This window comes from Pseudomonas sp. PICF6 (assembly GCF_009831705.1).
In the GTDB taxonomy this organism is placed as follows: Bacteria; Pseudomonadota; Gammaproteobacteria; order Pseudomonadales; family Pseudomonadaceae; genus Aquipseudomonas; species Aquipseudomonas rhizophila.
This window is the reverse complement of record NZ_WUUD01000028.1, coordinates 29079-48569: the sequence shown is the minus strand read 5'-3', so window position 1 is coordinate 48569 and position 19491 is coordinate 29079. Positions and strand designations below refer to the sequence as shown.

Genomic DNA, 19491 nt, shown 5'->3' with positions numbered 1-19491 from the left:
GCATGGGCGCGCAGATAATGGTTGAGCAATTGCTGATGGAAACGCTCGGCCTGTTTGCGCGTGTCGAGGAACAGGCAATGCTGCGCCGCGCCTTCGGTGCCGAAGTCATTGGTGGTGCTGCCGACGGCGATCACCAGAGTGTCGTAACCCAGTTCACGAGCCGGCAGTAGTTCCAGGCCCGCCTCGTCATAGGTGGCGGCCAGCTGGATGCTCTTGCGCTCGCGATCCAGACCGCTCATGCGCCCCAGCTGGAACCCGAAATGGTTCCATTTTGCCTGGGCGACGTAGTTGAGTTCGTCTTCGGAGGAGTTCAGGGAACCGGCAGCCACTTCGTGCAACAGCGGTTTCCAGATATGGGTCAGGTTCGCGTCGACCAGCATCACACTGGCCGTGCCGCGCTTGCCCAGAGTCTTACCCAGACGGGTAGCCAACTCCAGACCGCCGGCGCCGCCGCCAACGATGACAATACGATGAGTCATGGGGATATCTCGCAAGGCTAAAGGAAATCGGTGCCGTTACCCGCGCGAGCATCAAGCGGCTCATAGCGTCAGGTAACTGATCAGTCGGCTCAACAGGCCCAGGCCGATGGTGATGGCCAGTACCACCACCAGGAGCATCCACGGCCGGAAAGGCCGGCGCTCGACTCGGTGCTGGGACAGTTGCAGGTACTCTTCGACATGCTTCTGGTCTTCCGGGTTCAGGCGGCTGGTCATAAAGGCCTCGGCAGGTAGACGTTGCGAAAGGTATAGACGCTACAGCGTCTGGCTATCCGGCATTGAAAGCAGCGTAGCCGCTCGCCGGAACAGGTTCGACACTCAAGCTGTCGTCCAGGCGAATGATTCCACTTTTTAACACCCGTGCGGTGATTCCGCCATGGCCGCGCACGGCCTGGAACGTCCCTTCGCCGAGGTTGCGCTCCAGTCGCGCGCACGGCTGGCACCAGCCGGTGGTTTCGAAGATGGCCTGGCCGATGCGAAAGCGCCGGCCCTTGAGGCTGAACAGATTGATACCGCTGACCACCAGGTTGCGTCGCAGCTCTTGCGGCAACACCGGCTGATCCACCGGGCGGCCCATCAGTGAACCGATCACGGCCAGGTGTTCCCACTGAATCAAGGTGACTTGCCGGGCATTGCGCACGCCGGGACGGGCATGATCGCCCGTCAGACCGGCTTCCAGGCGTGCCTCCACGGCGTCCAGTGCAATCATGGGTGCATGGCCCTGGGGTCGCACGCCTATCCAGCGTACGCGGCCTTGCTGGGGCACAGCGGCAATCAGTTCCTGCAACGGGCTCACAGGCTGATCCCGACATCGAACACGATGCTGCGCCCCAGATTGCTGCGCAGGAAATCCGGCGCATCGGGATGGGCGAACAGCACCCGGGCAAACGTCGGCCCCACCAGCGACAGCGAGCGCCAACCCTGGCGCAGGTATTCGGTCGGCGGCGGGAAATGGCTGTTGAGGTCCAGCACTTCGCGCTTGAGGCTGGCGAAGGCGATGATGTCCAGCTCCCCCAGATCCATGCCGCGTTCGGTGTAGTTGTGGGCTTTCTTGCGCAGGGTCGGGGCCAGGCGCAGCAGGAATTCATTGGCCGGGATGCGTCGGGGCTTGGCTTCGCGGCGCACCAGTTGGCTCAGGGAGAAAGCGCTACGGCGGCGCTGCAGCTCGTCGCGCCATTCGTCATTGAGGCGACGGCCTTCGTCGAGGACAAAAAACACCTCGAAGTTGGCATCGCGAAACAATACGTCCGGCGGCTCTCCCGCAGGGGCGAACTCGTCGGCGCGATAGGGTACGTTCAGCCCTTGCAGCAGACGCTGGCAGACCCAACGCTCACGCTCCCATTTGCGGGCATTGGAGAGAAAGGCGTTGGCTTGCTCGGCCGCGATGGTCAGCAGGCGTAAATAATCTGAATCATCCATGAGCCCAAGCTTAGCGTTCAATTGCGACAAGCTGGAAGCGTTGCATTGATTTATGGCCGGTTAAGGGTGGGGTGTAGACTGCTGGCTTGAATCCTGAGGTGATCATGGAGTCTTTGATGCAAGGACAAGCCAGAGGAGTAGCGCCATGATCGGTGCCGAACTGCTGTCTGCGCAGACGTTGACGGTCGGCTGGCTGATTTATGTGCCGGTGCTGGCCTGGGCCGTAGCACGGGCGCCATGGGTGGAGCTGTTCACCGACAGCCGTCGCCAGCACTTGCTGTTCGGCACAGTCCTGGCCGTGTTCATGTTGTGGCTGGTGCGACGGGATTTCGATACCGGCGTCTCGTATCACTTCATCGGCATGACCGCCGTGACACTGCTGCTGGACTGGCCGCTGGCGATTCTCGGCGGCCTTTGCGCCCAGCTGGCCCTGGTGCTGCTGGGACGCCAGGACATGGCGGCGGTGGGTATCAACGGTGCGTTGCTGATTTTGCTGCCGGTGCTGGTCACCGAGTGCTGCGCGATCCTGGTGGAACGCGCCCAACCGCGCAATCTGTTCGTGTACATCTTCTGTTCGGGATTTCTCGCCGCCGCGCTTTCGGCGTTGTTGTGCCTGCTGGTGGGGCTTGGCCTGCTGTGGTACGACGGGGTGTTCGCCATGCCTTACTGGCTGGAAGATTTCATCGGCTACCTCTGGCTGATCATCTTTCCCGAGGCGTTTATCAACGGCATGGTGGTCAGTGCGTTGGTGGTGTTCAGCCCCGAATGGCTGGAGACCTTCAACCGTACGCGCTATCTGTCGGCCCCCTGGAAGGATGACGACAAGCCTTGATTCACATCAAGGCTGAGCAGCCGGGTGCGCTTCATGCTCTGGAAAAATTCCAGGAGCACAACCATGAGTGTTTATGAGTGGGCGAGACAAGAGATCAGGCGCAGCCAGGATGCGGCAGTGGAAATCGGCTTCGACCCGGGCCTTAGCCTGCGGGCCTTGCTCAGTGCGATCGTGCAGCAGAGCAAGGCGGTGCGCAGTGCTGAAGACCTGGCCGATGAACTGAGTTTCCTGGCGGAGAATCTCGACGATGAACAGGACTACGGCTTCATGCGGCCTTAAGGCGACAACGCGGTGGGGAAACTCATGGCTCCCTAGTGGCGAGGCTCGAACTCTTCGCTGAACAGGTCGTCCTCGGCATCGGGGCTGACCGGGATCTTGTGTTCTTCCGACGCCCAGGCGCCCAGGTCGATCAGTTTGCAGCGGTCGGAGCAGAAGGGCCGGAAGGTGTTTTCCGGGCTCCATTCCACAGGGGCGCCACAGGTTGGGCAATCAACGGTTGGGGTTTGGCTCATGACTGGCCTCCACGCAAAGTAAGGTAAAAGTGATGCAGGCGCTCGACCTCGCTGTGCAGCCAGGCGAGGTCGCGGTCATTGACCACCACGTCGTCGGCATGGCTCAAGCGATCCTGACGGCTGGACTGGGCCTTGAGGATCGCCTGGACCTGTTGCTCGCTGGTCTTGTCGCGCTGCAAGGTGCGTTCGATCTGTAGTTGTTCCGGTACATCGATCACCAGGATCCGCTGGGTCATGGCGTACTGGCCGGACTCGATCAACAGCGGCGACACCAGAATCGCGTAGGGTGATTGTGCCTGGGCCAGATGATGAGCGATTTCCTCGGCGATCAACGGATGCAGCAGCGCCTCGAGCCAGCGGCGTTGCTCGGCATTCTCGAAAATCAGTTGGCGCAGCGCCGCTCGGTCCAGTGTGCCGTCGGCCTGCAATACGCCGGGGCCAAAATGTTCGGCGATCTTGGCCAGCGCCGGGCGTCCGGGTTCGACCACCCAGCGGGCCGCGTGATCGGCGTCGACGACGTGTACGCCCAGGTCGATAAAGTGCTGGGCCGCCGCGCTTTTGCCGCTGCCGATACCGCCAGTCAGGCCGAGAATCCAGGGTTTTTCTGCGGGGCTATTCATTAAAATCGACATTAGGAACCGACAGACTGCCAATAGAAGTCGGTTATTTGACCACCCCAGAGCAAGGCAATCCAGCCGGCAATGGCCAGATAGGGCCCAAAGGGGATTTGCGTCGATGTCGGAGCATCACGCAGGCGCAGCACAATGACCCCGATAACGGCGCCCACCAGCGATGACAACAGCAACGTCAGCGGCAGGATCTGCCAGCCGCCCCAGGCGCCCAGCATCGCCAGCAGCTTGAAATCCCCGTAGCCCATGCCTTCCTTGCCAGTGATCAATTTGAACACCCAGAACACCGACCACAGCGCCAGATAGCCGGCCACGGCGCCCCACATCGCCTGATTCAAGGGGACGAACAACCCGAAGCTGTTGACGATCAAGCCCAGCCACAACAACGGCAGCACCAGGGTGTCGGGCAACAATTGGTGCTCGGCATCGATCAGGCTCATGCCCAGTAGGCCCCAGGTCAGCACCATCACCATTGCGGCCTGCCAGCCAAAGCCGAAATACCAGGCGACGAACGCCGACAGGATGCCGCAGGCCAGTTCGGTCAGGGGATAGCGCCGGCCGATGGGCGCGGCACAACTGGAGCAACGACCGCGCAATGCCAGGTAACTCAATAGCGGAATGTTTTCCCAGGCCCGGATGCGGTGGCCGCAGTGCGGGCACTGGGAATGCGGCAGCATCAGGTTGTAGACCGGGCCAGGGGCTTCGGCGGGCAGGCCCAGCAAGTCATGGGCTTGCAGCCGCCATTCGCGCGAGAGCATCTTGGGCAGGCGCCACACCAGGACGTTGAGGAAACTGCCGATGATCAGTCCGAGCAACAACGCGGCGAGCACAAAGGCCAGGGGATACAGTGCGAAAAACTCAGTCAGGGGCATGTCAGATCGCAGAGCCGAGTTGAAAGATGGGCAGGTACATGGCAACCACCAGGCCGCCGACGACCACCCCCAGGACCACCATGATGAACGGTTCCATCAGGCTGGTGAGATTGTCCACCAGATTGTCCACCTCGGCTTCATAAAAGCTCGCCACTTTGTCGAGCATGTCGTCCAGCGCGCCGGACTCCTCGCCGATGGCGGTCATCTGGATCGCCATGTTCGGGAATATGCCTGAAGCACGCATGGAAAAATTCAATTGCATGCCGGTCGAGACATCCTGCCGGATGCGTTGTACCGCGCGTTTGAACACCACGTTACCGGTGGCGCCTGATACCGAGTCCAGGGCTTCCACCAGCGGCACGCCGGCCGCGAATGTCGTGGACAGGGTCCGGGCGTAGCGGGCCACGGCGGATTTGTACATCAGGGTGCCGATCAGCGGCAGTTTGAGCAGCCATTTATCGCGCCAGTCACGCAAGCCCTGGGAGCGCTTGAGTGCATGTTTGACACCGAAGAACGCCGCCACCGCGCCGCCCAGCAGCATCCACCACCACTGCTGCATGAACTCCGACAGGCCGATGACCATCACCGTGAAGGCCGGCAGTTGGGCGCCGAACCCGGAGAATACCGATTCGAACTGCGGCACCACCTTGACCAGCAGAATACCCGTGACCACGGCGGCGACGAGCACCACGGCCGCGGGGTAGGTCATGGCTTTCTTGATCTTGGCCTTGAGGGCTTCGCTTTTTTCCTTGTAGGTCGCGACGCGCTCCAGCAGCGTATCCAGGGCGCCGGCCTGTTCACCGGCGTCCACCAGGTTGCAGTACAGTTCGTCGAAGTACTGCGGGCTCTTGCGCAACGACGCGGCGAAGCTGTTGCCGGCGGCGACTTCCTGTTTCACCTCGTCCACCAGCTTGCGCATGTTGGCGTTGTCGAAGCCTTCGCCAATGATGTCGAACGCCTGCAACAAGGGCACTCCGGCCTTGAGCATGGTCGCCATCTGCCGAGTGAACAGGGCGATATCCAATGGCTTGATACGCTTGCCCTTGCTGAATATCGAGGTGGACTTCTTGCGAACCTTGCCTGGGTTGATGCCTTGTTTGCGCAACTGGGCCTTGACCAGGGCCGGGCTCTGCCCAGTCAGTTCGCCGGTCATTTTCGTGCCTTTGCGGTCTTTGCCTTCCCACGTGTAAACGTCGGTTTTTATTGCCTTGACCGCCATGTTCAATCCTTGGTGACCCGGTTGATTTCTTCGAGGCTGGTGATGCCTTGCATCACTTTGAGCAGTCCCGAGGCGCGTAGGTCATTAAAACCGTCCTTGCGCATTTGCAGGTCGATTTCCAACGAGTTGCCCTCGGCCATGATCAGCCGTTGCAGCTCGGGCGTATTCCTGACCACTTCGTAAACCCCCACGCGCCCCTTGTAGCCGTTGTTGCACTGTTCGCAACCGACCGGCTCATAGATCGTGAACGAGCCGATGCGTTCCCGGGGGAAGCCTTCCTTGAGCAGGGTTTCTTCGGGAATCTCGATGGCCCTTTTGCAATGCGGGCACAGCTTGCGCGCCAGTCGCTGGGCGATGATCAGGTGGACCGCCGTGGCGATGTTGAAGCCGGGAATGCCCATGTTGTGCAGGCGGATCAGGGTTTCGGCGGCGCTGTTGGTGTGCAGGGTGGAGAGCACCATGTGTCCGGTCTGGGCGGCCTTGATGGCGATTTCGGCGGTTTCCAGGTCGCGGATCTCGCCCACCATGATCACGTCCGGGTCCTGGCGCAGGAACGAGCGCAGGGCCTGGGCGAAATCCAGACCCTGGCGCGGATTCACGTTGACCTGGTTGATGCCTTCCATGTTGATTTCCACCGGATCCTCAGCGGTGGAAATATTGATGTCCACAGTGTTGAGGATATTGAGCCCGGTATAGAGCGACACAGTTTTGCCAGAGCCGGTGGGCCCGGTCACCAGAATCAACCCTTGTGGTTGTTTGAGCGCCGCCATGTACAGCTCTTTCTGGTCCGGCTCGTAGCCCAGGGCATCGATACCCATCTGCGCGCTGGAGGGGTCGAGGATCCGGATCACCACTTTTTCACCCCAGAGCGTCGGCAGGGTGTTGACCCGGAAGTCGATGGACTTGTTTTTCGACAGGCGCATTTTCAGGCGCCCGTCCTGGGGTTTGCGCCGCTCGGAAATATCAAGGCTGGCCATGACCTTCAGGCGCGCGGCGATGCGGGTGGCCAACTGGATCGGCGGGCGGGCCACCTCTCGCAGCATGCCGTCGGTACGCACCCGCACCCGGTAGATTTTTTCATAGGGTTCAAAGTGCAGGTCGGAGGAGCCGCCCTTGATCGCGTCCAGCAGCATCTTGTTGACGAACCGCACCACCGGCGCATCGTCGGTGTCCTGGCCGGCGATGGAGTCTTGCTTGTGATCATCGATCGACTCGATGTCCAGGCCGTCGAGGTCGACATCGCCCATGCCTTCCAGGCCGGTGCTGGTGGATTCGAAAAACTTTTCGATGGCGTCGCTGAGCTTGTCGTCCTCCACCAGAATGGCTTCGGTGGTCAAGCCGGTGCTGAACTGAATGTCATTGATGGCCTGGTGATTGGTGGGGTCGGAGATGCCCACGAACAGCTTGTTGCCACGCCGCCACAGCGGCAGGGCGTGGTGCTGGCGCACCAGTTTTTCGCTGACAAGGCCGGTGGGTTGGGTTTCCTTGTCCAGGCTGTTGAGGTCCAGCAGGGCCACGCCGAAATGCTCCGAGGCAATTTCCGCCACCTGGCGACTCTGGACCAGTTTGTTCTGCACCAGGTAACTGACCAGGGGCATGCGACTGCTTTGGGCTTGTTGGTACGCCTGCTGCGCACTTTGCTCGGTGATCAGTTCGGCCAGTACCAATTGCTTGGCCAGACCGCTTAAGGCGATGTCATTCATGGGAATTCCGGACGCGGACAGTTCATGACTTATAGCCTAGTCAAGCATCCAGACCAAACCAGCGGGGCGCAGTGACAAAAAACGTCAGATAGTGCGCTTGTTGGGGTAGGACATAGGGACGCGGCGGGTCGAAGTCCCTTGCCAGCGGGCGCGACAGGGTTGGCACATGCCATGCAATGGCCTCCTCAGGTCATGAGACTCCACCTCATGCTTTGGAGATTATCTATGAATAAGCAAAACGGTTTTACCTTGATCGAGTTGCTGATCGTTGTGGCGATCATCGGCATCCTGGCGACGTTTGCGTTGCCGCAGTATTCCAAGTATCAAGCGCGGGCGAAAGCTACGGCGGGGCTGGCGGAAGTCTCCGCGTTGAAGGTGCCGTTCGAGGACGTCATGAACCAGGGAACCAACCCGACGTTAGCCAACATCGGCGGAACATCGCCCACCAGCAATTGCACCCTGACCGCTTCAGGTACTGCAGCGGACGGAACCGGAACCATTGCATGCACCCTGCTGAATGCGCCAGCTCCCGTTCTCGGCAAGGCAATCACCCTTTCCCGTTCAGCAGCCGGTGTCTGGACCTGCGCTTCGACGGCCGTCCAGGAATTCTTGCCCGCCGGTTGCACGGGGGCCGCTGCACCCTGATTTTGGGTCTGGTTGAGCCGGTGGCGAGGGGCTTTTCCCCTTGCCCAGGAAAACCTCAACAATTCATAAACTTAGGGAGCGCCGAAAAAGCCGCAACTTGCATGTCCCAAATCAGCAGGCCATGCATTTTGCATGATTGTGAAAATTGCCGTTTCGCTTAACTATTTGATTTTAAAAGAATTAATTAATTCGTGAAAACTGGCACAGCCTTCGCACTACTCCTGATAACCCTGCCGGGAAACACCTCCGGCAGTTTTTGAGAAAAACAGGAGTTACTCGTATGAAGAAGTTCGCTATCACTGCCGCAGCTGCCACCGCCCTGACTCTGACCATGGCTAGCGCTTTCGCCGAGACCACTCAAGCAACTCAGGCTCCGATGATGCTGGCTGCTGGTGAAGTGACAGAAGCCAAAGAAGATGTTTCTGATACCTGGATCACCACCAAGGTCAAAGCCGATCTGGTCACTGAAAAAGGCATCCCAGGTTCCGATATCAAGGTAGAAACCAATAAAGGCGTAGTGTCGCTGTCGTCGACTACTGTCCTGACCGACGCGCAAAAAGACACCGCCGTGGCGATTACCAAGAAAATCAAAGGCGTCCGAGACGTTTCGGCTGACGGCCTGAAATCCGAGTAAGACTCAAGGCTTCTCGCCTGGACCGGGAGAAGGCACGGCAAGCGGGCTGAGACATACGTTTGCCGTTGCTTTGGAGTTCATGCGAAGGCCACACGGAAGTGGCCATTACAGGCCCCCGGCATTCGTGCCGGGGGCCTGTTCTATTGCGCAATGGAAAAGTATTCAGGGACCCATCTGGGAAATCGACTGGCCGATTTCGCGAGCAGGCTCGCTCCCACAGTGGACGAGCTTCTTCGGCAAGATGCGTTCGAATGTGGGAGGGAGCCTGCTCGCGATTGGCGGCGGCACATCCCACGCCATCTCAACCTGAATGACAGAACCGCTCAGCGCCCCCGCTTGCTGGTGATCTGCACCAACCGATTCCCCTCGAAACGCAGGTACTGGTACATGCCACTGTTGGGGCCGTAGGTCCATTCTTCCACCGGGTATTCTTCCCGGCGATTGACGCTGCGTTTGTAGCCCAGGTCATCCCGCGCCGCGGGTTGCCCGCATTTTTGCAGGACTTCGCTGGAGCGGTCACCGACGCTGATCAACTGGCTGCCACAGCGCAATGTATCGGCTGCCGACGTCTGGCCGCTGGCGAGCAGCAAGATCAGGCTAAGCCCGTACAGACGTTTCATCTTATTCGGCGTCCAGATGCATGGGGGTGATCACGCGCCCGTCGCTTTCGGCCTGACCGAGGCTGGCGTCGATGAAATACACACGGTCATCGGCCAATTGCCCTTTGTCCACCAGGAAATCCTTGATGCTGCTGGCGCGCTCCTGTCCCAGCTGGCGCAACAGCACTTCGTTGCCACTCCAGAACGAGATCACGCCTTCGCGCAGTTTTTCCGTGCGGGCCTTTTTATCCAGTTGCGTCCATTCGACCGGTGGCTGGGTCTTGAGACGGGTGCGATAGATGCCTTCGAGCAGCGGTGCCTTTTCATCCTCGGGCACCTCCAGCAGCGAGGCCTTGGCAGGGACTTTGTCGCCTCTGCGCTGCAGCATCTTGTAGTAGTTGTACTGGTATTCGCGTTCCAGACGCTGGGCGGCGAGCAGCGGACCGTCGCTGCTTTGGGCGGCGGTGCCTTCGATCTCCAGGCGCAACTCCGGACGTTTACCGAGGGCTTCGGACAACTTGAGCAGCGTGCCTTCGTTGTCCGGGTTCAGTTCGCTTGAGCCCGGGGCGAATGACACGCTGCCCAAGTCTTGCGAGGCACCCCCGGCCACCAGCCCACCGATGAGTTTGAATGGCGCCTGGGCCGCCCGTACCACCAGGTTGCGCAGGGTTTGCCAGACAATTGGCATCACGCTGAATTGCGGGTCATTGAGGTCGCCGGAAACCGGCAGCTCGATGGAAATCCTGCCTTCGGAATCCTTCAGCAGCGCGACGGCCAGCTTGAGCGGCAGGCTCACGGCGTCCGGGCTGTCGACCTTTTCCCCCAGTTGCAGTTGCTCGACCACCACTTTGTTGTCGGCCAGCAACTTGCCTTTGGTGATCCGGTAGTGCAGGTCGAGGTTGAGTCGGCCCTTGCGGATGCGATAGCCGGCGAATTTGCCGGAATAGGGTGTCAGGGTCGTCAGTTCGACCCGTTTGAAACTGGTGGCGATGTCGAGGCTGGCCATCGGGTCGAAGGGGTTGAGCGCCCCTTTGATGGTGACAGGCGCGTAGCGGTCGACCTTGCCGTTGATGTCCACGGTGGCCGGCTTGGCCTGGCGGCTGTCGATGGTGCCGATCTGGCCGTTGAGCTGCTGGATAGCCGTGGCGAAGTTCGGCGTCAGGCTGAAGTCGGCGAAGTTGGCCGAGCCATCGTTGATGGCAATGCCGCCGACGTGGATGCCCAGCGGTTTCTCCTGGGATGCCGGTTTTGCCGGGCTGTTGTTCGTACCACTGTCGGCCGGTTGCGGGATCAGCAGGTCATCGACGTTGGTGGTGCGGTCTGGGTTGATCATGAATCGCGCGTAAGGCTGGTACAGGTTGACCTTGTCGATCGACAGGCTGTCGCCGTGCTGATAGTTGAGCCCTTCGAGCACCAACTGTTTCCACTTGATGAAGTCCCGGGTCCTGAGGGTATCGAGGGTGTGCAGTTGATCGACCTGGGCGCGACCGGTGACGGCGAATGCCAGCGGCTCGGTGCTCTTGAGGTCCACCGCCAGGTCGCTGCCGAGCATCCCGGAGCGCAGTTCCAGGCTAATGAACGGGTTGATGTAGGCCTGGGCGACCCGCAGGTCGATGTCCTGGGTCTTGACCTTGAGCCGGGCGGTGATCGGGTTCAGGTTGACCTCGCCGTCAGCCAGGATCTTGCCCTGTTTGCCTATCCCGGTATCCAGCTTGAGGGTAAAGGGTGAGCCGTTGAGGGTGTCGTAGTTCTGCAGGTCGAGGTTCAGCGGGCCCACGTCCAGGGCCACGGCAGGTTGCGCCTGACGGTCGGCCAGGTGCACCTGGTAATTGCGCAGTTGCACGTCCTTCAACAGCACCTGCCAGGGCTTGCTCGGTGCCTGGGGTTCAGGCTTGGGCGAGTCGGCGGCTGCCGGGGCCGACGCCGTTTCGACCTTGACCTGCGGTTTGGCCGGCTGACTGGCGAAGAGTTTTTGCCAGTCCAGTTGCCCATCCGCCTCGCGCGCGGCCCAGGTTTCCAGCTTCTGGCTGCGGATCTTGCCGACGATGACTTGTTGCTTGGCCAGGTCGACGGTTGTATCACTCACATCCAGGCGTTCGAGCTTCGCCAATGGACGGCCATCCGGCGCCTTGATGGAGAAGGGGGCCACGCTGACGGCCACGTTGTTAAGCAGCAGTTCGGTGCCCTTGGCCAGGTTGAGCTTGTAGTCGGTACTCAGGTTCAGCACGCCGTTTTCCAGCACCAGCGGTACCGCGTCGCGTACGTAGGGCCACCAGACTTTCATCTGGCCGTCGGTGACTTTGATCTTGCCCTCGGAGGCGATCGGCGTGAGGCTGAAGTTGCCGGTCCAGTCGACCCGGCCGCCTTGAGGGCTGACGGCCACCAGGGTCATGTCGGCGTTGTCGTCGGGCAGTGTGCTGAGGTTCTTGAGCTCGAAATCAAGGGTGTCGTACAGAAACTCGATGGGCTCGCTGGGACGCAGGTCCTGAAAATGCAGGTAACCGCCCGCCAGTTTGATCCGGTCGATTCGCAGGGGAAACGGCTTGGCGTCGGGGTCGGCCGGGGTGGGTTCGCTGGCCGGCAGCTTGAACAGGCCCAACAGGTTCAACTGACCGTCCTTGGCGAACATGATCTCGGTCTTGGGCTTGTCCAGCTCGATATCGGTCAGGTGCAGGGCGCCGGACCAGAGGCTGTCGAGCTGCAGGTTGGTGTACAGCCGTTCGAAGGCGACCTGCTCCTTGCCCGGTTCGCCGACATTCAGGCCCCAAAGCGTGACTTCGAGGCTGAAGGGATTGAGCTCGATACGCTGAATCTGGGCTGGCACCGTTGCATGGTCGGCCAGTTGTTGATTGGCGATCCGCAAGGCGACACCGGGTAATATCAGAAAACCCAGCAGGCTGTAGAGGGCCAGTACGGTCAACAGGGCGCCGAAAGCGCGAATCAATCCTTTGGGCATGTGCGGCTTCATCTGGTGTGAATTCGGAGTGCCTTGGAGTATGGCATGCGTTTACGGTTCCGAAGCCACTGTGATTTATCAGATTTGTCCGTTTTCGGCGTAGGAGTTGAACCGCTGGTTCAGAGCTGAAGGATCAACGTCTTGAGTGGCGGCTGCTGGTCCAGCGAGGGGAAATCGCTGCCGGGTGTCAGTATTTTCCATTCGCGCACCGGGCGGCCGGCCTTTTCCGCGCAGCGCAGCACCTGCTCGCGCCAGTCGTCCATGGAGACTTTTGCCAGGTTGTTGCAGCAGATCAGCACGCCATTTTCAGCGGTGGTGAGCAGCGCCGGCTTGAGCAGGCTCTGGTAATCGCGCAAGAGGTCGACAGTGCCGAACGCGCTCTTGGCCCAGGCGGGCGGGTCGAGCAGCACCAGGTCGTATTGGCGTTGCTCCAGGCGCACATAACCTGGCAGCTTCTGCCCGCGTCGCTGACTGATGGGCAGGCCGGCCAGTTGGCGGATGGCCGGGAAGTAATCCGATTGCACGAAATCCATGGGCGGCAGATCAGGGTTGAGCAAACCGTTCTCGCGCCCCACCGCCAGGTTGCCTTCGGCAAAGTCCAGGTTGCACACCTCGCGCGCGCCACCGGCCGCGGCGCTCAGGCCGACGCCGCAGGTGTAGGCGAACAGGTTCAGCACGCTTTTGTGACGGCTGTGTTCCTTGACCCAGCCCCGGGCGTTGCGCAGGTCGAGAAACAGCAATGGATCCTGCCCGGCATGGCGCCCGCGCACGCGGTAGTTCAGACCCCATTCACGGCCGACAAGGTCTTGCAGGGCGGCTTCGTCAGCCTGGTAAACGGTGTCCTGGCGGTCGACGCGCGAATTGCCCCGGGCGCGATCGTTGTAGACCAGCAGGGTGTCCAGGCCCAGGCACTCGTTGACGATACCGTGCAATTGCAGCAAGGCATCGCGTTCCAGTGACTGATGGAAACTTTGCACCAGCAATTGCGGGCCGTAGCGGTCGACCGTCAGGCCAGGGGCGCCTTCCTGGCTGCCATGGAACAAGCGATAGCAATCGGTGCCTTGCTGGTGCAATTGGCCGAGCAGGTCCTGACGCTGATCGAGGGCGGCGCGCAGCGCCTGATTCAAGGAAGACATGCCGGGCGCGCCTTAAGGAAATGAGGCGCGGGAGTTTAGCAGTTTCTGTGGCGAGGGGATTTGTGGGAGCAAGCTGTGCTCCCACAGTCCAGCGACGCAAGGACTCGATGCCTCAGGGGAACCGAGTCATTCGCTCAGCGATTAAGGCGCTTGTCGATCAGCCCCTCCACCACGCTTGGATCGGCCAGGGTCGAGGTATCACCGAGGCTGTCGAGCTCGTTGCAGGCAATCTTGCGCAGGATGCGCCGCATGATCTTGCCCGAGCGGGTCTTGGGCAGTGCCGGCGCCCACTGGATCAGTTCCGGTTTGGCGAAGCTGCCGATCTCCTTGCTGACGTGGTCCAGCAATTCCTTTTTCAACGCGTCGTTGGCCTCGATTCCGTCCATCGGCGTGACGAAAGCGTAGATGCCCTGGCCTTTGAGGTCGTGGGGGTAACCGACCACTGCCGCTTCGGCGATGTTGTCGTGCAGCACCAAGGCACTTTCTATTTCGGCAGTGCCGATGCGGTGACCGGAGACGTTGATCACATCGTCGATGCGCCCGGTGATCCAGTAATCGCCATCTTCGTCTCGACGGGCGCCGTCGCCGGTGAAGTAATAGCCGGGGTAGGGCTTGAAATAGGTGTCGACCATGCGGGAGTGGTCGCCATAAACGCTGCGAATCTGCCCCGGCCAGCTCGCCTTGATCGCCAGCACACCGCTGCCGGCGCCATGGATTTCCTTGCCGGTTTCATCCAGCAACACCGGTTGCACGCCAAACATCGGTCGGGTGGCGCAGCCCGGCTTGAGCCGCGGCGCACTCACCAGCGGGCTGAGCATGATGCCGCCGGTCTCGGTCTGCCACCAGGTGTCGACAATCGGGCAGCGCTGTTCGCCGACCACGTTGAAGTACCATTCCCACGCTTCCGGGTTGATCGGCTCACCGACGCTGCCGAGCAATCGCAGGCTTTTGCGCGACGTTTCCTGCAACGGTCCGGCACCTTCGCGCATCAGCGCTCGCAGGGCCGTCGGCGCGGTGTAGAAAATATTGACTTGATGTTTGTCGATCACCTGCCAGAAGCGCGAACTGCTGGGGTAGCTCGGTACGCCTTCGAAGATCAGCGTGGTGGCGCCGTTGGCCAGCGGGCCGTAGACGATGTAACTGTGACCGGTGACCCAACCGACGTCGGCGGTGCACCAGAACACTTCGTTGTCGCGGTAATCGAGCACGTACTTGAACGTCATCGCCGCTTGCAGCAGATAACCACCTGTGGTGTGCAGTACGCCCTTGGGCTTGCCGGTGCTGCCGGAGGTGTAGAGGATGAACAGCGGGTCCTCGGCGTCCATCGGTTCCGGCGGGCAATCGTCGCTCATGTCGTGCATGGCCTGGTGGTACCACAGGTCGCGGCCTTCGACCCAGGCCACTTCGCCCTGGGTGCGCTCGACCACCAGCACGGTGCTGACGTTCGGGCAACTTTCCAGGGCCTTATCGACGTTGCGTTTGAGCGGTATGAATCGTCCGCCGCGCACGCCTTCGTCGGCTGTGATCACGGTGCGGCAATCGGCGTCGAGAATCCGGTCGCGCAGCGAGTCCGGTGAAAAACCGCCGAACACCACCGAATGCACCGCGCCAATCCGTGTGCAGGCAAGCATGGCGTAGGCCGCCTCAGGGATCATCGGCATGTAGATGCAGACCCGATCGCCTTTCTTCACGCCGCGGCTTTTCAGCACGTTGGCCAGGCGGCAAACATGGTGATGAAGTTTTTTGTAGGTGATTTCTGCCGATTCGGCGGGGTTGTCGCCTTCCCAGATGATCGCCGTCTGGTCGCCACGTGTCTCCAGGTGGCGGTCGATGCAGTTGGCGCTGACGTTCAGCTTGCCCCCGGCGAACCAGGTGGCGTCGCCGATCTTGAGGTCATAGCGCTGGACGGTTTGCCAAGGCGTCATCCAGTCGAGAAAGCGCGTGGCCTGCTCGCCCCAGAAAGCGCTGGGATGTTCGATGGATTCTTTGTAGAGCCGCGTGTACTCGTCCTGACTCAGTTGCGCAGCCCGGCGGACGGCATCGGCTTGGGGGTACTGGCTGATATCGAACATGACGGTTCCTTATTCTTGTTTTTGCGACAAGTCATAAAGATGCGCCGAGTAGCCGGAGGGTTCAAGTCATGTACAAATCAACTGTGGGAGCGAGCCTGCTCGCGATGGCGCTGTGTCAGTCAACATCTGTGTCAACTGATCCACCGCCATCGCGAGCAGGCTCGCTCCCACAAAGGTAACGCGGGCCTTGATAACTACTTGAGGATCAGCCGCGATGACGCCCGCGGAAGTAGTTGATCAAACCCTGGGTCGAAGGGTCTTCGGCCGCGCTTTCTTCGCTGCCCACCAGACGGTTGTAGACGCCCTTGCCCAATTCCTTGCCCAGCTCCACGCCCCATTGGTCGAAAGCGTTGATGCCCCAGACCACGCTTTGCACGAACACTTTATGTTCATACAGCGCTACCAATGCGCCAAGGCGACGTGGGCTGATGCGTTCGACCACCAAGGTGTTGCTCGGACGGTTGCCCGGGATCACCTTGTGGGAGGCCAGTTTCTGCACGTCTTCTTCGCTCGCACCTTTGTCACGCAGTTCCGCTTCGGCTTCGGCGCGGGTCTTGCCCAGCATCAGTGCCTGGCTCTGGGACAGGCAGTTGGCGTACAGCCACTGGTGGTGATCGGAAACCGGGTTGAAGCTGACGATCGGCACGATGAAGTCTGCCGGGATCAACTGGGTACCCTGGTGCAGCAACTGGTGGTAGGCGTGCTGACCATTACAACCGACGCCACCCCAGATCACAGGACCTGTGTCGGTAGACACCGGAGTGCCGTCCTGGCGCACACTCTTGCCGTTGGATTCCATGTCCAGTTGCTGCAAGTGCTTGGTGATGTTGCGCAGGTAGTGGTCGTACGGCAGGATCGCGTGGCTTTGCGCGCCCCAGAAGTTGCCGTACCACACGCCCAGCAGCGCCAGCAGTACCGGCATGTTCTGTTCGAACGGCGCGCTCTGGAAATGCTGGTCCATGGAATAGGCGCCGGAGAGCAATTCCTTGAAGTTCGACATGCCGATGGCCAGGGCGATCGGCAAGCCGATGGCCGACCACAGCGAGTAGCGCCCGCCGACCCAATCCCACATCGGGAAGATGTTTTCTTCGCGGATGCCGAAGGCCACGGCGGCGGCGTTATTGCTCGATACGGCGATGAAGTGGCGGTACAGCTCGGCTTCGGAACCGCCCTGGGCCAGGTACCAGGCACGGGCAGCCTGGGCGTTCTTCAGGGTTTCGAGGGTGTTGAAGGATTTCGACGAGACGATGAACAGCGTGGTCTCGGCGCGCAACTTCATGGTCAGTTCATGGAACTCGCTGCCGTCGATGTTCGCCAGGTAGTGACAGCGCACGCCTTTTTGCGCGTAAGACAGCAGCGCTTCGGAGACCAGTTCCGGGCCGAGGAAAGAGCCACCGATGCCGATGTTCACCACGTCGGTAATCGGTTTCTCGGTGTAGCCGCGCCACAGGCCGTCATGGATGCGCCCCACCAGATCAGTGATTTGGTTCAACACCTTGTGTACGTCGGGCATGACGTCGGCGCCGTTCACCAGCAGTTTATCGCCCACAGGGCGGCGCAGCGCGGTATGCAGGGCCGGGCGGCTCTCGGAGGCATTGACGATTTCGCCTTCGAACAGCGCCTTGATCGCGCCCTTGAGGTCGACTTCATTGGCCAGGCACACCAGCAGGTCACGGGTCTGGGCGTTGATCAGGTTCTTTGAGTAGTCGAGAAACAGGCCGCAGCTCGACAGAGTGAATTGATTGAAACGCTGCGGATCGGCATGGAACGCTTCGCGCATGCTGAAATCCTGCATGGCTTTGCGGTGGTCATTCAGCGCTTGCCAAGCAGGCAGAGCGGTCACGTCGTGAGGGGTTCGGTAATACGCCATCGCTGCGGGTTTCCTTTTTACTTGAACGACCTTTTGTACACTAAAAATTCCGGCATGGCCTCTGGGGGCGTCCGGACAACTGCGTCGACACGATCTATGGGCACAGGGCGACTACAGTAAACCTCGCGTTGCGATCTGTCTTGGCTTTGTCAGACCGTTTCCCGGTACTTTTTTATACAACAGGGGCGGGATTGGTCCGACAGACGGAAGCGCGGCGATGTTCCCTGGCACAAAATCCCTATTCTGGGGAATGCCCGCTGTGGGAGCAAAGCGTGCTCCCCAAGCTTGCACACCGAGGGAGCGGCACAGGGTTCGGTCAGGCGACCTGAACCGGGATGGCATTGCTGGTGTGGCTCAGTTCGTTGCCCGGGGCCATGTACAGCATGCGGGGCTTGAAGTTGGCCAGTTCGGCTTCGCTGTAATGGGCGTAGGCGCAGATGATCACCCGGTCACCCACCTTGGCCTTGTGCGCCGCAGCGCCGTTGACCGAAATCATTCGCGAGCCTTCTTCGCCACGGATTGCATAGGTGGTGAAGCGTTCACCGTTGTCGACGTTGTAGATCTGGATCTGTTCGTATTCGCGGATACCCGACAGGTCCAGCCACTCACCATCAATGGCGCAGGAGCCTTCGTAGTCGAGCACGGCGTGAGTGACTTCGGCGCGGTGCAGCTTGGCCTTGAGCATGATGGCGTGCATGAATGTTTCCTCTGGTCGGGTCCGAACGGCGGGCAGTTTGCCCGAAGGCTCTGGAGGCAGCAATACACAAGAGATGTGAGAATGCAGTCTGTAAAACACCGTCTATCCCTTGTGGAAGCGAAGGCTGTGGGAGCAAAGCTTGCTCGCGATGACGCCGTCAAATTCAACACATATGTCGACTTTTAGACTGCTATCGCGAGCAAGCCTGGCTCCCACAAGGCCCCCATTGGGCTAGGGTGTTCAGGCGAGTGCGTCGAGGTCCAGGTGCAGGTTATCGATCAACCGGGTGGTGCCCAGGAAAGCGGCAACCAGAATCACCAGATCACGATCCTCGGCCGTGGCCGGACGCAAGGTACGGGCGTGGCGGACTTCCAGATAATCAGGACGCAAGCCGGCAGTTTCCAGTTGCTTGACCTGCTCGGCCACCAGCACCGGGAAATCCCGCCGCCCCAGCCTGATCGCCTCGGCAATCTGGCTCAGGCTGCGATAGACCACGGGTGCCACCGCGCGTTGTTCAGGGCTGAGGAAGCCGTTGCGTGACGACAGCGCCAGACCATCTTCGGCGCGAACGGTCGGCTCACCGATGATCTGAATCGGCATGTTCAGGTCATGGACCAGCGCGCGGATCACCGCCAGTTGCTGGAAGTCCTTCTGGCCGAACACCGCAAGGTCAGGCTGGACCATGTTGAACAGTTTGCTGACCACCGTTGCCACGCCCTCGAAATGCCCCGGACGGCTGGCGCCGCACAGGCCTTCGGACAGTTGCGGGACACTGACCCGGGTCTGTCCGGCCATGCCGTCGGGGTACATCTCTTCGACGGTTGGAGCGAACAGCAGATGGCAGCCGGCCTGGAGCAGTTTTTCCTGATCGGCAGCCAAAGTGCGCGGGTATTTGTCCAGGTCTTCGCCGGCACCGAATTGCAGCGGGTTGACGAAAATGCTCGCCACCACGAAGTCGGCCCGCTGCGCCGCTTTGGTGATCAGCGCCATATGGCCGCTGTGCAGGTTGCCCATGGTCGGCACGAAAGCAATGCGTTTGCCTTCGCTGCGGGCGCGGGCCACGGCGGCCCGCAGTTCGCGTACGGTTTTGACGGTGTTCATGCAGAAAATCCGTGCTCGACGCCAGGGAAGGTCGCCGCTTTGACTTCGGCAACGTAGGCGCCCAGGGCGGCCTGGATGGTCGCTTGCCCGGCCATGAA

Annotated in this window: 20 protein-coding genes and 1 pseudogene; 4 read left to right on the top strand and 17 right to left on the bottom strand. The window is 60.7% G+C overall.

Features of this window, described 5'->3' with window-relative positions; all coding sequences use genetic code 11:
* The 4 genes from GSM73_RS27600 to GSM73_RS19545 all read right to left on the bottom strand — a co-directional run.
* Positions 1–479, bottom strand: a 479-nt coding sequence (locus GSM73_RS27600) for an NAD(P)/FAD-dependent oxidoreductase (RefSeq protein WP_256676991.1), incomplete at its 3' end; no start/stop codon positions are given.
* Positions 480–539: 60 nt separating this feature from the next.
* Entirely contained in the window at positions 540–713 is a 174-nt protein-coding gene (locus GSM73_RS19555; protein WP_076386361.1) for a DUF3094 family protein, read from the bottom strand.
* 52 nt (positions 714–765) lie between these two features.
* Positions 766–1293 carry an MOSC domain-containing protein gene (locus GSM73_RS19550; RefSeq protein WP_047229867.1) on the bottom strand — a complete coding sequence of 176 codons (528 nt, stop codon included), beginning with the start codon at positions 1291–1293 and terminating at the stop codon, positions 766–768.
* Entirely contained in the window at positions 1290–1916 is a 627-nt protein-coding gene (locus tag GSM73_RS19545; RefSeq protein WP_047229866.1) for a DUF1780 domain-containing protein, read from the bottom strand. Before GSM73_RS19545 ends, GSM73_RS19550 begins: the two co-directional genes overlap by 4 nt.
* Before the next feature lie 145 nt (positions 1917–2061).
* Between GSM73_RS19545 and GSM73_RS19540 the strand changes: the two genes are divergently transcribed.
* Together GSM73_RS19540 and GSM73_RS19535 are read left to right on the top strand one after the other, a co-directional pair.
* Complete coding sequence (locus GSM73_RS19540; protein WP_047229865.1) at positions 2062–2748, top strand: energy-coupling factor ABC transporter permease; 687 nt, start codon at positions 2062–2064, stop codon at positions 2746–2748.
* A gap of 63 nt (positions 2749–2811) precedes the next feature.
* The gene (locus GSM73_RS19535; protein WP_076386357.1) at positions 2812–3027 is read left to right on the top strand and encodes a hypothetical protein; all 216 of its coding nucleotides are present in this window, start codon (positions 2812–2814) and stop codon (positions 3025–3027) included.
* A 32-nt stretch (positions 3028–3059) separates the two neighbouring features.
* Here GSM73_RS19535 and yacG read toward each other — a convergent pair whose 3' ends face one another.
* The 5 genes from yacG to pilB are packed head-to-tail and all read right to left on the bottom strand — an operon-like array spanning position 3060 to position 7683.
* A complete protein-coding gene (yacG, locus tag GSM73_RS19530) occupies positions 3060–3260 on the bottom strand; it encodes a DNA gyrase inhibitor YacG (RefSeq protein ID WP_047229863.1) in 201 nt (66 codons plus the stop codon).
* Positions 3257–3880 (bottom strand): dephospho-CoA kinase, encoded by a 624-nt coding sequence (gene coaE, locus GSM73_RS19525; protein WP_139051186.1) that lies wholly within the window; start codon positions 3878–3880, stop codon positions 3257–3259. The genes yacG and coaE overlap by 4 nt, the downstream gene beginning before the upstream one ends.
* A gap of 11 nt (positions 3881–3891) precedes the next feature.
* The gene (locus tag GSM73_RS19520; protein ID WP_047229861.1) at positions 3892–4761 is read right to left on the bottom strand and encodes an A24 family peptidase; all 870 of its coding nucleotides are present in this window, start codon (positions 4759–4761) and stop codon (positions 3892–3894) included.
* Position 4762: 1 nt separating this feature from the next.
* The gene (locus tag GSM73_RS19515; RefSeq protein WP_076386354.1) at positions 4763–5980 is read right to left on the bottom strand and encodes a type II secretion system F family protein; all 1218 of its coding nucleotides are present in this window, start codon (positions 5978–5980) and stop codon (positions 4763–4765) included.
* Positions 5981–5982: 2 nt separating this feature from the next.
* The gene (pilB, locus tag GSM73_RS19510; protein ID WP_047229859.1) at positions 5983–7683 is read right to left on the bottom strand and encodes a type IV-A pilus assembly ATPase PilB; all 1701 of its coding nucleotides are present in this window, start codon (positions 7681–7683) and stop codon (positions 5983–5985) included.
* A 225-nt stretch (positions 7684–7908) separates the two neighbouring features.
* Here pilB and GSM73_RS19505 point away from each other — a divergent pair, with 225 nt between their 5' ends.
* The gene (locus GSM73_RS19505) at positions 7909–8328 is read left to right on the top strand and encodes a pilin (protein WP_047229858.1); all 420 of its coding nucleotides are present in this window, start codon (positions 7909–7911) and stop codon (positions 8326–8328) included.
* A 280-nt stretch (positions 8329–8608) separates the two neighbouring features.
* On the top strand, positions 8609–8962 hold the full coding sequence (locus GSM73_RS19500) for a BON domain-containing protein (RefSeq protein ID WP_047229857.1): 354 nt from the start codon (positions 8609–8611) through the stop codon (positions 8960–8962).
* Between the two features lie 323 nt (positions 8963–9285).
* Here the strand turns inward: GSM73_RS19500 and GSM73_RS19495 are convergent, their stop codons facing one another.
* From GSM73_RS19495 to panB, 8 genes and pseudogenes are all read right to left on the bottom strand, one after another.
* On the bottom strand, positions 9286–9582 hold the full coding sequence (locus tag GSM73_RS19495) for a DUF2845 domain-containing protein (RefSeq protein WP_047229856.1): 297 nt from the start codon (positions 9580–9582) through the stop codon (positions 9286–9288).
* Between the two features lies 1 nt (position 9583).
* A complete protein-coding gene (locus GSM73_RS19490) occupies positions 9584–12517 on the bottom strand; it encodes a DUF748 domain-containing protein (protein WP_160893591.1) in 2934 nt (977 codons plus the stop codon).
* Between the two features lie 119 nt (positions 12518–12636).
* Positions 12637–13653 (bottom strand): class I SAM-dependent rRNA methyltransferase, encoded by a 1017-nt coding sequence (locus GSM73_RS19485; protein ID WP_107322949.1) that lies wholly within the window; start codon positions 13651–13653, stop codon positions 12637–12639.
* A 134-nt stretch (positions 13654–13787) separates the two neighbouring features.
* Positions 13788–15725 carry an acetate--CoA ligase gene (gene acs / locus GSM73_RS19480; protein WP_047229853.1) on the bottom strand — a complete coding sequence of 646 codons (1938 nt, stop codon included), beginning with the start codon at positions 15723–15725 and terminating at the stop codon, positions 13788–13790.
* A 205-nt stretch (positions 15726–15930) separates the two neighbouring features.
* Entirely contained in the window at positions 15931–17595 is a 1665-nt protein-coding gene (gene pgi, locus GSM73_RS19475; protein WP_047229852.1) for a glucose-6-phosphate isomerase, read from the bottom strand.
* Between the two features lie 316 nt (positions 17596–17911).
* Positions 17912–18292, bottom strand: coding sequence for an aspartate 1-decarboxylase (gene panD, locus GSM73_RS19470; protein ID WP_047229851.1), 381 nt, complete (start codon positions 18290–18292; stop codon positions 17912–17914).
* Between the two features lie 240 nt (positions 18293–18532).
* Complete coding sequence (panC, locus tag GSM73_RS19465) at positions 18533–19393, bottom strand: pantoate--beta-alanine ligase (RefSeq protein ID WP_047229850.1); 861 nt, start codon at positions 19391–19393, stop codon at positions 18533–18535.
* Positions 19390–19491, bottom strand: a pseudogene (panB, locus tag GSM73_RS27595) (3-methyl-2-oxobutanoate hydroxymethyltransferase); the annotation flags it as partial. The pseudogene panB and the gene panC, both read right to left, overlap by 4 nt.